Raw genomic sequence first — 12523 nt, 5'->3', positions numbered from 1 at the left:
GGACCTGTTTGTTAACATAGTTCTTAAGAGGGAAAAATATGGGGAAAAATGCGGCATTGTTGAAGAAGTACAAAGAAGAGCCACGTAAGCTTGCTGCTAATCAAAAAGATGATCTCATTAAAGAATATGCGCCATTGATTAAGTTCATTGCGCAAAAGATCGCCGTAAGACTTCCCTCAAATATCGAGTTGGATGACTTGATTTCTGCCGGCGTGATCGGCTTGATGGATGCGATTGAGAAATACGATTCTACTCGCGACAATAAATTTAAAACTTATGCGGAATTCCGTATTCGTGGTGCGATTCTCGATGAACTTCGCGCGCAAGACTGGGTTCCTCGCTCTATCCGCGACAAAGCCAAACTTCTTGATAAAACCATGGTGCAATTGGAAGCCGATCTCGGTCGCTCTCCAACTGATGAAGAGGTGGCAAAGGCTCTCAATGTCAGCATTGACGAATTCCATGATCTTGTAAACCAAGTGCGTCCTGTCAGTCTTCTTCCGATTGATCAGGCAACAACGTTTAGCAATACCGACAAAAAATCCATCATGGATATTTTGGAAGGTTCCCGTACAAACAGTCCATTCAATCAATTGAATGTTAAAAACATCAAAGAAGTTGTCGCTCAAGCTATCGAAGAGCTTCCAGAAAGACAACGTTTGGTGCTTTCCCTTTATTACTATGAAGATCTCAACCTGAAAGAGATCGGCCAAGTTCTAAGAGTGACAGAGTCCCGCGTTTCCCAATTGCATGCGCAAGCCGTCGCACGTCTTCGTGCAAAACTAGCAGCAACAATTGGCGCTGGCGAACTCGAAGTCGCTTAAATTTCCGTGTCCGGTGCGGGTAGTGGTGGAGGTTGAGGCGTTGAAGTTAGTTCGCCTCGACTGTAGCCGGCACCGCGAGTGGCACGCGCCATTGAATTTAAAGAAAATTTCGGCGTGCGATCGGCGCGGAAGAGGCCGTTGGCTTCTTGGAAGGTGTCTGTGAACTGCGTGTAGCAGAAGCCGCAGAAAATTTCGATGCGATGGATGGCTTCCATGAGTTTTTCATAGCGGTTGCGAAACTCACGAGAACTTTGTACTGCCGAATAGCCCCAAGTGCTGTCTCCTTTTTTATCGACATAAGCAATTCCACCAAATTCAGTAATCATGATTGGTTGACCTCCGTGAGGATATCCTTCTACGGTTAGAACGCGTCCACCGGGACGATAGCGGGTAAGAATATCGGCAATATTGTGATTGCTTCCATACTTTTTAATCAGACGCTCAGGTTGATCATCGTAATCGTGAATGCCCAACAAATCCGTGGCGGTACTTTCCCAACCGTCGTTGCCAATGCAAGGACGAGTTGGATCGAAAGTTTTTGTTAAATGATAGAGCGCTTGAACGCAATGCTGATGGCTTTCTTTTTCTGCCAGATCGGGAACGCCCCAAGATTCATTGAAAGGCACCCACAAAATGATGCTCGGATGTCCCAAGTCGCGGTCTATCACCTCAGCCCATTCTTTCACAATTCGCTCAACGGAATCATGGGTAAAGCGATAAGCGCTGGGCATTTCTTCCCACACGACCAGTCCTAAATGATCAGCCCAATAAAAAAAATCAGGGTCTTCAATTTTCTGGTGCTTACGAACGCCGTTAAAACCTGCGGCTTTCACCAACTCAATATCATGGCGCAAGGCTTCGGAGTTCGGAGGAGTTAGAAATGTTTCGGGCCAATATCCTTGATCTAAAACCATGCGCAAATAATAAGGTCTTCCATTGAGTAAAAAACGATCGCCACTAAAGGCAACACTGCGAAGAGCGGTGTAAGAATAGACAGAGTCTAAAAGAGTGTCCCCTTGCCAAAGCTCTAGATGCACCTGAATCAAGGTTGGCTTTTCCGGACTCCATAAAAGCTCGTTACGATAGTCATCGATACCTGGGTCTGAAAGAGCAATACGACGATGAACTTCTTTATGAACGACTTCATAAGTGTCATTAGCCAGAGTTTTACCTTCGCAGGAAAGTTTGATTTTTAGTTGCAGTCCATTAAAGCAAGGTCCATCAACAAAAATTTCGCAACCGACTTCCCAGCGTTCTAGTTGCGGGGCAAGGCGAATTTTTGCGATATGGATATCGGAAACTTCTTCAAACCAAACTGTTTGCCAAATTCCGGTGGTGCGAGGATACCAGATGCTATGGGGATCTTTTTGCCAATCTTGTTTGCCCCGTGGTTTGGTTAAGTCCAAAGGATCGTCATCTGCGCAGACGGAAAGAATTTGTTCGCCGGATTCTGATAAAATATCCGTAATATCAAAACAGAAAGGCGTGTGACCGCCTTCATGTGATCCTAAGAAATGAGAATTAAGCCACACTTTGGCTTGGTAGTCGACGGCGCCGAAATGCAAAAGGACGCGTTTTGAATTTTTTGAATACTGAAAAGTCCTTTGATACCAACAGCGATTGTGAAATCCGGTGTCGCCAACGCCTGAAGCGGGACACTCGGGAGCGAAGGGTACTTCGATTTCCAAAGGCCATTGCGAAATTTGCGAAGGATGAGTATAGACCTCGTCGTCGTCGAACAAAAATCTCCAGCGGCCGTTTAAATTCGACCAATTATTTCGCACAAAGTTTTTGCGAGGATATTGCAAAAATTTAAACTCGTGTTGGGTGTTCACAATTTTCTCCGCTGTATATGTTTATTTTCTAATCTCAAATCATGGACGGAATTTTGGCAGCATGTTTTTGTGCAACCGAAAATTCCTTTCGTTTGCAATTGCCTCTGTCCAACGGTTTCATGAATTTTCTTTTTAAGAAATATTAAGAAAAATGAGGAATAAAATCATGAAAGCAATTTGCACTGATTCAGATCTTGTCGTTTTTTCGCACCTACGTTGGGATTTTGTTTTTCAACGTCCCCAACACTTGATGACACGATATGCTCTCTATCGCCGAGTGTATTTTGTGGAGGAACCGATTTTTGAAAAGATGGAAAGTCCTTACTTGGATGTTCGTCTAACTCAAGATCGTCTGCATGTCGTTGTTCCACATATGCCGAATCATCTTTCCCCGAGAGAAAAAGACGAAGTGATGCGTGGATTGCTCGACAGCCTTTTCGAAGGCGAGAATATTCAAAATTACAGTTTTTGGTATTACACGCCCATGGCTATTAATTTCTCAGATCATTTACAGCCCGCTGTCACCATTTATGACTGTATGGATGAACTCTCAAAGTTTAAGGGCGCAGATCCCGCATTGATTGAAAAAGAGCGTCTTCTTCTGATGAGAACAGACTTGGTTTTCACTGGCGGTTATTCACTCTATGAAGCTAAAAAAGATCGTCACATGAACGTGCATCCGTTCCCAAGTGCCATTGACGCCGCTCATTTTAAAACAGCCAGAGAAACGCATGACGACCCCGCCGACCAAAAACATATCAAGCGTCCCCGCTTGGGTTTTGTCGGTGTCATTGATGAACGCATGGATCTAGAGCTTTTGCAGGACATGGCTCTTTTAAGGCCCCAGTGGGAATTTGTTCTGATTGGACCTGTTGTAAAAATCAATCCGGCGACTTTGCCTCGAGAAAAGAATATTCATTATTTAGGGATGAAGAATTATCAGGATCTTCCTCGTTATCTGAGCAACTGGGATTGCGCTTTGATGCCCTTTGCAAAGAACGAAGCGACACAATTTATAAGTCCTACGAAAACTCCCGAGTACCTCGCGGCAGGGTTGCCAGTGGTCTCGACGTCCATTCGTGACGTTGTTGAACCTTATGGAACCAATAAGCTTGTTGAAATCGCCGACTGCGCCAAAGATTTTGTGGCGCGGGTGGAGCGAGTGCTAGCGACTAAGAAAAATGCCGCTCGCATCGAAAAGATTGATCAATTTTTAAAAGATATTTCTTGGGACAGAACATGGCGAAAAATGGCAGAGATGGAAACTCATGTTTTAGAAAATAAAAACTCTTTCAACAGATCGTACGACAATCTGAACTGATGGATTTTTTAAGCGTGGAACCTCTCAAGCTATGGATAGGTGTGGAGTGCACTTTAAATCGTGTGCAAGACACCTATTACAGCCAAATAGAGAAGAGTGGTCATTCGCGAAGAATGACCGACTTGCATCTTTTTTCCAGTCTCGGTGCTGAAAGAATTCGTTATCCGTTCCTTTGGGAGCAGTTATGTCCTGCCGAAAGACCCTCGTGGGAGTGGTCGGATGCTCGCATGGATGAACTGAAAAAATTAAATCTCATACCGATTGCAGGCTTTCTTCATCATGGAAGTGGTCCGTCGCACACACAGTTGACGCATGTCGATTTTCCGCAAAAGTTTGCAGAATACGCTGCGGCGTTCGCGAAACGTTATCCGTCGGTTCAAGACTATACTCCCATTAACGAAATTCTGACGACGGCTCGTTTTAGTTGTCTCTATGGTCATTGGTATCCGCATAAAAAGAATGACGCCGATTTTATTAGAGCTGTCTTTAACCAGTGCAAAGCCACTGTGCTTGCAATGAATGAAATTAAATCGGTCAATTCTCAAGCAAGGCTTATTCAAACCGAAGATTTGGGAAAAGCGCAAAGTACGGCTCCGCTGAAGTATCAAAGTGATTTTGAAAATGAAAGACGCTGGCTTTCGTTTGATTTTCTCACTGGTAAAGTAGACCGCGGCCATTCTCTTTACGACTATCTTTTGCTAGAACTTAAAGAGGAAGAAATTTCGTGGATGCAAGATCACCACTGTGGCATTGATGTGCTGGGTCTTAACCATTACCATCTCAGCAATCGTTTCTTGGATCACCGCTTGAATTTATATCCTCCTTTGTTTCATGGTGGTAACGGCAGAGATCTCTATGCCGATGTCGGCGCTATTGATACTGGCCAGGTCGCACCTCCGTCTGTAGAGTCCATCCTTTTAGAAGCGTGGAACCGATATGAACGGCCCATGGCAGTCACAGAAGTTCATTGCCGCGGATTTCGCGAAAGTCAGTTGCGTTGGTTTAATGAAGTTTGGCAAAGCGCCAAAAATTTGCGAGCACAGCAAATACCGATTCAAGCTGTAACGGCCTGGAGCCTTTTGGGCAGTTTCGATTGGAACGAGCTTTGTACGAAGGATAATTATTTTTACGAACCTGGCGTCTTCGATCTGCGTTCAGCGGACGGAAATCCTCGTAAAACCTTACTGACGGACATGTTAGAGAGTTGCGCTCAGGAAAAATCTTTTGGCCATCCTCTTTTAGAACAAAAGGGAGTTTGGAATACACCGGCGCGAATTCTCTATGCGCCCAACGAGATTTTCACTCCGTTAGATCCTGTGAAGGGCCGTCCCATTTTAATTACTGGTGGCGGAGGCACGCTATCGCGGGCTTTCGCCAGAATTTGTGCCAGAAGAAATATACCATTCCGTCTGTTATCGCGGGCTCAGTTAGATATTACGCGAAGAGACCATGTTTTAAAAATTCTTACGGAGTTCAATCCTTGGGCTGTTATTAATACGGCGGGATACGTGAAGGTGGACGAGGCGGAAAGCGACGTCGAAAGATGTTTTCGGGAAAATGTTCATGGTCCAGAAATTCTCGCGTTGGAATGTTTGGAAAAAAATATTCAACTCATGACGTTTTCTTCGGATCTTGTTTTTGATGGCGAGTCGGAGAATCCTTATTTAGAAAGCCATGAGGCGCGTCCGTTAAACATCTATGGTTATTCGAAAGCTGTGGCGGAACAAAAAGTTCTGTCACTGAATCAGGAAGCTTTGGTTATTCGCACCAGCGCTTTTTTTGGTCCTTGGGATGAATACAATTTCATTACTTCGTGCTTGCGAGCTCTTCAGCAAAAACAATATTTCCTAGCGGCGCAAGACGTTCGGATTTCCCCTACTTATATTCCGGATCTAGCCAATGTCAGCTTGGACCTTTTGATGGACAAAGAAAAAGGGCTGGTTCATCTGGTCAATGATGGCGACGTTTCATGGAGCGAGTTTGCACTTCTCGCTGTGCAAAGAACGGAACCGTTTAAAAAGCATTTGGTGGTCCCATGTCCTCTTGCAGACCTGAATAAGCCGGCGCGAAGACCGTACAACAGTGTTTTAAAAAGTGAAAGGTATCATCGTCTTCTTCCGAGTATCGAGGAAGGATTGGAGAAATATTTTCGAGAACTTGAAGTCAGTATTTAAAGGAGATGTGCATGAAACACAAAATCGCAATTGCTGGAGCCGGATTTGCGGGCGCGGTTTTAGCCCGTGAACTCGTTGAAACAGGAGATTTCCAAGTGACTGTTTTCGATGAGCGGGATCATATCGCCGGAAACTGTTTTACTAAAAGAGATGATGAAACGGGAATACTTCTTCATCAATACGGTCCTCACATTTTTAATACGAGCCGAAAAGACGTCTGGGACTACGTCAATCGTTGGTCCGAATTTGTTCCTTTCGTCAATCGGGTGAAGGCCGTGACTCGAGAGGGTGTGTTCTCCATGCCGATCAATCTTTTGACCATCAATCAATATTTTAAAAAGAGAATGAACCCGCAAGAGGCCGAAGATTTTTTAAAAAATCTCTCTGAAAAAAGTATCTCCGAGCCGCAAAACTTCGAAGAGCAGGCTCTTACGTTTTTAGGCTCTGCTCTCTACAAAAGTTTTTTCTACGGTTATACCAAAAAGCAGTGGGGCGTTGAGCCGCAAAAACTTCCCGCCTCAATTCTTAAGCGCCTGCCAGTCAGGTTTAACTATGATGATAATTACTATAATCAAAAATATCAGGGGTTGCCTGTCGAAGGTTACACTCCCATTGTTCAAAAAATCCTGAAGCACGACGATATTGAAGTGCGACTAAAACAAAAATTCAAGCCTCAGGAAAAACATCTCTACCAACACGTATTCTGGAGCGGCCCGATTGACAGCTACTTTGAATTCAAATTAGGTCGTTTACGTTACCGAACTTTGAAGTTTGAAAAGTTCGTCGCTCAAGGAGATTTTCAGGGAAATCCTGTTATTAACTATTGCGAAGCCGAAGTGCCGTACACGCGTATCACAGAGCATAAGCATTTTTCTCCGTGGGAAACTCACGAAAAAACCGTATGCTTTAAAGAGTACAGTGACTTTGCAAAACCTGAAGACACTCCTTATTACCCATTGCGCTTGCCCGAAGATCTCACGCTCTTAAAAAAATACGTGGAACTCGCCGAGCAAGAAAAGAACGTCACTTTTATCGGACGTCTGGGCACTTATCGCTATTTGGATATGCACGTTGTGATAGGGGAGTCTTTGGATTTGGCCAAGGTCTGCTTAAGTAAAAATATTTCTGATTGGCCCAGCTTCAGCCAGTCACCATTGTAGGAGAATTTATGCGTGTGATGGTAACGGGAGGCGCGGGTTATATTGGCAGTCATGCCGTGCGGGAACTTTTAGACCGTGGGCACCGCGTGGTGGTCTATGACAATCTTTCTACGGGATTTCGTACAGCTGTTGACGACAGAGCGGAATTCATTTTTGGAAACACAAATAGTTTTGAGACACTGAATAGCGCTTTTCGCGCGCATGGAATTGAAGCGGTTCTGCATTTCGCCGCGAATATCGAAGTCGGAGAAAGTGTTTTAAATCCTCACAAATATTATCAGAATAATTTAGGCAATACGCTCAACCTTTTAATGGCGATGCGTGATGCGCAAGTGAATAAGATTATTTTTTCATCCACGGCCGCCGTATATGGCAATCCTGAAAAATGCCCGATCGTGGAATCGCATCCAAAGCTTGCTATAAATCCCTATGGTCGCAGCAAACTCATGACGGAAATGGTGCTTGAGGATTTTGCTGCAGCTTACGGGTTAAAATATGCCGTCTTAAGATATTTCAATGTGGCAGGAGCTCACCCTGAGGGCGACATAGGCGAAGCCCATGATCCTGAAACACATTTAATTCCACGAGTTCTGAAAGCGACCCTAGATCCTTGGGCGGAAGTCAAAATTTTCGGAACCGATTATCCAACATCAGACGGAACCTGCATTCGTGATTATATTCATGTGATGGATCTTATTGATGCGCACATTCTGGCGCTGGAATCTTTGGGCAGTGAAAAGTGCGAAGTTTATAATTTAGGAAACGAGCGCGGATTTTCCGTCAAAGAAATTATCAAAACTTGCGAAACGGTCACCGGTAGAAAATTATCGGTAAAAGAAGAGGCGCGCAGAGCGGGTGACCCGGCCACACTGATTGCTTCAAGTGAAAAAATCCGAAAACACTTGGGTTGGAAGCCGCAGTATACTCATCTAGAAGATATTGTGAAGCATGCTTGGCAATGGCATAGAACGCATCCACAGGGATATAAAACGGTGGAGCCTCTTTTGCAAAATGACGTGATTTATCTTTAGTGAAAAAAATTATTCAGAGGCTTCTTCATCCATTTTGGCTTTGATTTTTTTCATCAGACGCGCTTCCATCTGACGAACGGCTTCACGGGTGATGCCATACTTTTCGCCGATCTCTTGTAAAGTCAACGGATCGTCGTTCAAGATACGCTCATCCAAAATGATTTTTTCGCGATCAGAAAGTTCAGGACGGATCTCCTCGATTTTTTTCTTTAAGATTTCAAGCTGTTCTTCTTTGGCAAGGACTTCATCCAAGGGCTGATCGTTAACGTCTTTTTGAAGATCTCCGAAGCTTGTACCGGAGTCTTCGTCAACAGGACGATCCAAACTCATGTCTCGACCGGACATACGCATCGCCATATCGCGAACTTCATCTTCAGGAATTCCCAAACGACTGCTGATCAAAGCGGTGTTCGGTTCAATGCCCATAGCATCCAAGGCTTCTTTTTCTTTTTGCAGTTGGTAAAAAAGTTTGCGTTGGTTCTGAGTTGTTCCGATCCTCACCATGGAATACTGGCGCATGAGGAACTCTTGAATGTATCCGCGAATCCACCACACAGCATACGTGATTAAGCGAGCGCCTTTGTAAGGATTGAACTCGCGAACCGCATGCATAAGTCCCACGTTGCCTTCTTGAATAAGGTCGATCATTTTCGAACCGAACTTGGAGTATTCAGCAGCGACCTTGACGACGAAACGCAAGTTGGCTTTCACGAGAGCTTCAGCGGCAGCAGGATCTTTGGATTCAAAATATTTTTTGGCAAGCGCGGTTTCTTCTTCCCTAGTCAAAACTTTGTAGCGACGAATTTCATTTAAATACATCACCAAAGGGTCTGAGGAGGTGATCGCTTTGGAGTTGTCAGCGACCGCAAGGGATTTCGAATCCTCAGCGGATTCGTGAGTATCGAAATCCTCTTCATGCGAAGAAACGGCATAAGCTTTTTCCGCCTCAGCGGCAGGATGAATGTCGTCGTGATGTTGGTCCTCAACGATCTCTGCAACGACGCTCTTCGGCTCGACCTTTTTTTCCGATTTGGTCGCAGACGCAGCCGTTTTAGAAGCTGCTTTTTTTGCAGTCTTAGATGCGGTCTTGGATTTTTCGGAAGAAGGGGACTTAGCCTTGGTTTTTGCCATAGAGTTTTTAGCCTAGATACTTAGCCAGTTTCCTTTGCAAAGTTTCTTGGACTTTACCTTTGAACGGAGTGAGCATCAACGGCAGATCGACAGTCACAGAGACTTTACTGCCTGCGCCAGCGGAAGCCACCGTCATATCCGCTTTAAATTGCGCTCCCTTCAAAGCCGCTTTCTTGCCGCCATCGTCAAAAGAGCATTGAAGCTTTGGGTCAAAGCGTCGAATGTCCTGATCATTTGAAAGGAATTCTTTAATTTTTTTGTAAGCCTCTTCGGCGTTCTGACTGCTTTCGTGGTCTATTGTGAATTTTGGCATCTACCTTACCTTCATTTAATGGGACAGATGTTGAACTAAAATTATAAAGGACAGTCCTGAGAAAAAGGAAGCAGAATGCCAAGTGGCTTCGACTTATGGGAGGTATAAAAATATGGCTTTTGACTGGAATGGCACAATATGTAAATCTGTCCCTCACGAGCAAGGTAGATTTATGAAGTTTGTTAAAGATCTAAAGAGAACGCATTATTGTGGAAGTCTGGACCTCCCTCAAGTAGGCCAAAAAGTAGTCCTCATGGGCTGGGTCGATGTGCGTCGCGACCACGGAAGTCTTGTGTTTATCGACCTCCGCGACCGTGAAGGTATCGTGCAAGTCGTTTTGGATCCGAATAAACCAGAAACTTCGGCTGCAAAAAATCTTCGCGGAGAATTCGTTCTTGCGCTGGAAGGTGTTGTACGCGCTCGTCCAGATGGTATGAAAAATAACAAAATCGCGACAGGGGCTATTGAAGTCGAAGCCACTCGTTGCGAAATTTTGAATGAGTCTGCTGTTCCTCCATTCCAAGTGGATGATGAAAATGTGAACGAGACTTTGCGTTTGAAGCACCGTTATTTGGATCTTCGTTCGCCTCGTTTGACTCATCATCTTTTGACTCGCCATAAAGTGGCGCAGTTGGTTCGTCGTTTTCTTTCAGACAATGGTTTTGTCGAAGTCGAAACGCCGATTTTGTTTAAGTCCACTCCAGAGGGGGCGCGTGACTATCTTGTGCCTTCACGCGTGAACCAAGGTACATTCTATGCTTTGCCTCAATCACCACAAATCTTGAAACAGCTTTTGATGGTGTCTGGTTACGATCGCTATTTCCAAATCGCTCGTTGCTTCCGTGACGAAGATTTGCGTGCCGACCGTCAACCGGAGTTCTCACAGATCGACATGGAGATGTCTTTCATCGATCAAGAAGACATCATGCAAATCAATGAAAAACTTTTGCGCACGATTTGGAAAGAAATCAAAGGCGTTGATGTCGGCGATATTCCCCGCATGTCTTTCCAAGAGGCGATGGATCGTTACGGCAGCGACAAACCAGACACACGTTTCGGCATGGAGATCAAAGATCTTCAAAGCATCGTGACAGGTTCAGGCTTTAAAGTTTTCGACGACGTTCTTGCGCGTGGTGGAATCGTGCGTGGTATTGCCGTTCCTAAAGGTGGCACCTACTCTCGCGGTCAGTTTGATAAATTGACGGACATGGCAAAACGCGCAGGTGCGAAAGGCCTTGTGTGGATCAAAGCCGAAGCGGACGGCTCATTGTCGTCTCCAGTTTCTAAATTCTTCACGCCAGAAAAATTGGCGGAAATGTTTAAAGCTGTGGGTGCAAATCCAGGAGACTGCGCTTTGATTGTGGGCGATGATTTTGAAACGGCATGCGCCGCTCTTTCAACATTGCGTTTGCACTTGGGTAAAGAATTGAATTTGATCGATACCTCGAAAGATCATTTCTTGTGGGTGATCGACTTCCCGGCGTTTGAATACTCTCCAGAGGAAAAACGTTGGGTTTCAAGACATCATCCGTTCACATCTCCAAAAGACGAGTTCATGCAAGATTTGATCGACGGTAACGAAGCGACTTACGGCAAGATGCTTGCAAAAGCTTACGACCTTGTTTGTAACGGTTACGAAATGGGTGGCGGAAGTATCCGTATCTATCGTACAGAGTTGCAACAAGCGATGTTCCGTCTTTTGGGAATGAACAAAGAACAACAAGAAGCGAAGTTTGGATTCTTGCTTGATGCTTTGAAATACGGTGCGCCCCCTCACGGTGGTATCGCTTGGGGTATGGACCGTCTTGTGATGCTTCTTTGCGGAACAGATGCGATTCGTGAAGTGATCGCCTTCCCGAAAACAGCGAAGGCTTCCGACTTGATGGCAGACTGCCCAAGTGAAGTCAGCCGCGATCAGTTGGCGGAAGTCGGGGTTCGTTTAAGCCCGCTGGCTGAAAAGAATCTTGAAGAAATGAAAAAAGTCTAAAAACAAAAACCCGGATGGCCTCCGGGTTTTTTATTCTTGAGGTGTGACAGTAATAGCGCCTTCTGCCGTCTGTATTTTGATATGTCCTACGTTCTGCGGAAGAACTTCTCCTGTCGGATTTGAAGTCACGCTGTTTTGAATTTTTCCGGAAATAGACTGCAGATCCAATTCATACAAAAGCTCTTTCGGAATCTGAAGAGACACATTTCCGTCTCGCGTTTCAATTGAAACATGGTTTTTAAAAGACTCTGGCAAATAAATATCGGCTTGCAGTTTAGCGTCCGACTCTTGAGTTGTTTCTTTGCCATTCACATTCATCTGAATCCAACTGCTCGCAATCGGTTCGTGAAACTCCACATGCACGGCATCTTTTTCTGCTGTTTGCGTGATAAAAGGCCCTTGCTCAAAACGCGGAATCTTTCCGTGCAGTTGCACCTTCAAAGTATTTCCTGAATAAATTTTCACGGAAAGGTCCACGCGGCGAGAAGACAAGGTGAGGTTGTTCATCCCTTGAAGAAAAAATTCTTCATTCTCCTCATATTTTTGACCTTGCATAATTTTGTTAGTCACAGAATTAAAAGCCGTGAAGACGGAGTCGGGATTGTTAAACACATATCCCATGATAAGGATCAGCGATCCCATCAAAATAAAAAATAAAGCTCCTAGACCTAGGAGAAACTTCTTAAGCATCTGATTAAACTATCATCTTGAAATGGAAAGTTAAACGTAATTGAATAGGGGAAGGAG

10 protein-coding genes are annotated in these 12523 nt (G+C 44.8%); 6 read left to right on the top strand and 4 right to left on the bottom strand.

Annotated elements, in window-relative coordinates:
* The first annotated feature begins 38 nt into the window (after positions 1-38).
* Positions 39-824 carry a FliA/WhiG family RNA polymerase sigma factor gene (locus tag AAAA78_RS15545; protein ID WP_284607911.1) on the top strand — a complete coding sequence of 262 codons (786 nt, stop codon included), beginning with the start codon at positions 39-41 and terminating at the stop codon, positions 822-824.
* On the opposite strand, the gene AAAA78_RS15540 is transcribed toward AAAA78_RS15545, so the two are convergent.
* On the bottom strand, positions 821-2659 hold the full coding sequence (locus AAAA78_RS15540) for a glycoside hydrolase family 2 protein (RefSeq protein WP_340592971.1): 1839 nt from the start codon (positions 2657-2659) through the stop codon (positions 821-823). The genes AAAA78_RS15545 and AAAA78_RS15540 overlap by 4 nt on opposite strands.
* A 166-nt stretch (positions 2660-2825) precedes the next feature.
* Between AAAA78_RS15540 and AAAA78_RS15535 the strand changes: the two genes are divergently transcribed.
* Genes AAAA78_RS15535 through galE form a run of 4 tightly spaced genes read left to right on the top strand, consistent with a single transcriptional unit; the run spans position 2826 to position 8345 of the window.
* Positions 2826-3980 (top strand): glycosyltransferase family 1 protein, encoded by a 1155-nt coding sequence (locus tag AAAA78_RS15535; RefSeq protein ID WP_340592970.1) that lies wholly within the window; start codon positions 2826-2828, stop codon positions 3978-3980.
* The gene (locus AAAA78_RS15530; protein WP_340592969.1) at positions 3980-6154 is read left to right on the top strand and encodes a family 1 glycosylhydrolase; all 2175 of its coding nucleotides are present in this window, start codon (positions 3980-3982) and stop codon (positions 6152-6154) included. Before AAAA78_RS15535 ends, AAAA78_RS15530 begins: the two co-directional genes overlap by 1 nt.
* A gap of 11 nt (positions 6155-6165) precedes the next feature.
* The gene (gene glf / locus AAAA78_RS15525) at positions 6166-7314 is read left to right on the top strand and encodes a UDP-galactopyranose mutase (RefSeq protein ID WP_340592968.1); all 1149 of its coding nucleotides are present in this window, start codon (positions 6166-6168) and stop codon (positions 7312-7314) included.
* Positions 7315-7322: 8 nt separating this feature from the next.
* Positions 7323-8345: a UDP-glucose 4-epimerase GalE gene (gene galE / locus AAAA78_RS15520; RefSeq protein ID WP_340592967.1), complete on the top strand. Its 1023-nt coding sequence runs from the start codon at positions 7323-7325 to the stop codon at positions 8343-8345.
* A 9-nt stretch (positions 8346-8354) separates the two neighbouring features.
* Here galE and AAAA78_RS15515 read toward each other — a convergent pair whose 3' ends face one another.
* Positions 8355-9476, bottom strand: a complete 1122-nt coding sequence (locus tag AAAA78_RS15515; protein ID WP_340592966.1) for a sigma-70 family RNA polymerase sigma factor — start codon at positions 9474-9476, stop codon at positions 8355-8357.
* A 7-nt stretch (positions 9477-9483) separates the two neighbouring features.
* Positions 9484-9789, bottom strand: coding sequence for a polyhydroxyalkanoic acid system family protein (locus AAAA78_RS15510; protein WP_295900199.1), 306 nt, complete (start codon positions 9787-9789; stop codon positions 9484-9486).
* Positions 9790-9961: 172 nt separating this feature from the next.
* Between AAAA78_RS15510 and aspS the strand changes: the two genes are divergently transcribed.
* The gene (gene aspS, locus AAAA78_RS15505; RefSeq protein ID WP_340592965.1) at positions 9962-11776 is read left to right on the top strand and encodes an aspartate--tRNA ligase; all 1815 of its coding nucleotides are present in this window, start codon (positions 9962-9964) and stop codon (positions 11774-11776) included.
* Positions 11777-11806: 30 nt separating this feature from the next.
* On the opposite strand, the gene AAAA78_RS15500 is transcribed toward aspS, so the two are convergent.
* The gene (locus tag AAAA78_RS15500; protein ID WP_340592963.1) at positions 11807-12466 is read right to left on the bottom strand and encodes a hypothetical protein; all 660 of its coding nucleotides are present in this window, start codon (positions 12464-12466) and stop codon (positions 11807-11809) included.
* Between the last annotated feature and the right edge of the window lie 57 nt (positions 12467-12523).

This window comes from Bdellovibrio sp. BCCA (genome assembly GCF_037996825.1).
Lineage (GTDB): Bacteria > Bdellovibrionota > Bdellovibrionia > Bdellovibrionales > Bdellovibrionaceae > Bdellovibrio.
Note: the sequence above shows the minus strand (reverse complement) of the source record. Positions and strands in the feature narration are given on the sequence as shown.

Coding starts and splice junctions, on each gene's coding strand:
- AAAA78_RS15545 (WP_284607911.1), top strand. CDS start 39: ATGGGGAAAAATGCGGCATTGTTGAAGAAGTACAAAGAAGAGCCACGT.
- AAAA78_RS15535 (WP_340592970.1), top strand. CDS start 2,826: ATGAAAGCAATTTGCACTGATTCAGATCTTGTCGTTTTTTCGCACCTA.
- AAAA78_RS15530 (WP_340592969.1), top strand. CDS start 3,980: ATGGATTTTTTAAGCGTGGAACCTCTCAAGCTATGGATAGGTGTGGAG.
- glf (WP_340592968.1), top strand. CDS start 6,166: ATGAAACACAAAATCGCAATTGCTGGAGCCGGATTTGCGGGCGCGGTT.
- galE (WP_340592967.1), top strand. CDS start 7,323: ATGCGTGTGATGGTAACGGGAGGCGCGGGTTATATTGGCAGTCATGCC.
- AAAA78_RS15515 (WP_340592966.1), bottom strand. CDS start 9,476: ATGGCAAAAACCAAGGCTAAGTCCCCTTCTTCCGAAAAATCCAAGACC.
- AAAA78_RS15510 (WP_295900199.1), bottom strand. CDS start 9,789: ATGCCAAAATTCACAATAGACCACGAAAGCAGTCAGAACGCCGAAGAG.
- aspS (WP_340592965.1), top strand. CDS start 9,962: ATGAAGTTTGTTAAAGATCTAAAGAGAACGCATTATTGTGGAAGTCTG.
- AAAA78_RS15500 (WP_340592963.1), bottom strand. CDS start 12,466: ATGCTTAAGAAGTTTCTCCTAGGTCTAGGAGCTTTATTTTTTATTTTG.